Origin of the sequence: Rhodococcus sp. BS-15, assembly GCF_000813105.1 — a bacterium.
Lineage (GTDB): Bacteria > Actinomycetota > Actinomycetes > Mycobacteriales > Mycobacteriaceae > Rhodococcoides.
This window is the reverse complement of the sequence record NZ_BAOX01000621.1, coordinates 1-696: the sequence shown is the minus strand read 5'-3', so window position 1 is coordinate 696 and position 696 is coordinate 1. Positions and strand designations below refer to the sequence as shown.

Annotated in this window: 1 protein-coding gene and 1 pseudogene; one reads left to right on the top strand and one right to left on the bottom strand. The window is 62.9% G+C overall.

Annotation, left to right across the window (positions count from 1 at the left end):
* A pseudogene (locus RHBS_RS28320) lies at positions 1-309 on the top strand (AAA family ATPase); the annotation flags it as partial.
* 9 nt (positions 310-318) lie between these two features.
* Here RHBS_RS28320 and RHBS_RS28315 read toward each other — a convergent pair.
* Positions 319-696: HAD family hydrolase (locus tag RHBS_RS28315; protein WP_148311818.1), on the bottom strand; the 378-nt coding region annotated here is incomplete at its 5' end.

Below are 696 nucleotides of genomic sequence, written 5' to 3'. Positions count from 1 at the left end.
CTCGCAGATGCGGATCTGCTCTTGTGGCTCGACCTGCCACGTCGAACGGTCATGCGGCAGGTGATAACTCGGACGCTACGCCGCATGCTCGGTAGGCACGAGCTGTGGAACGGCAACATCGAGCCACCGCTGCACCGGATCTTCTTCGATCGCGAGTACATCGTCCGGTGGGCCTGGAGCACCTACCGGTTGACTACCGAGCGGGTGCAACGGTTGAGTGTGCGCCGTCCGGAGCTGCCGATCGTTCGATTCCGGTCGCACCGGGACGTGGACGCGTGGATTGCGCACCAGCTGATTCCGCCGACGTGACTGGTGTTGTCAGCAGCCCAATTGCGATGCGAGAGAATCGATCGAGTCGACGCTGTGAGTCCAGTCGGATTCCGCGGTGCGGTCGGTGGTTTGACTCGGGCCGTGTTCGAGCGGACGGGCGACGAATGCCGTTGCGAAGCCACAGTCCGCGGCCGCAGCGAGATCACTGTTGTGTGCGGCGACCATCATGCACTCGCTCGGCTCGAGACCCAGAATGTCCGCGGTGCGGAGATATGCGTCGGGCATGGGCTTGTATGTCTGTACCGGTTCTGCGCCGAGGATAGCGTCCCACGGCAGTCCGGCATTCTTGGCCATATCGAGCAGCAGCGAGATGTTGCCGTTCGAGAGCGGGGCGATGATGAACTGGGTACGAAGTCGCGTGAGCCC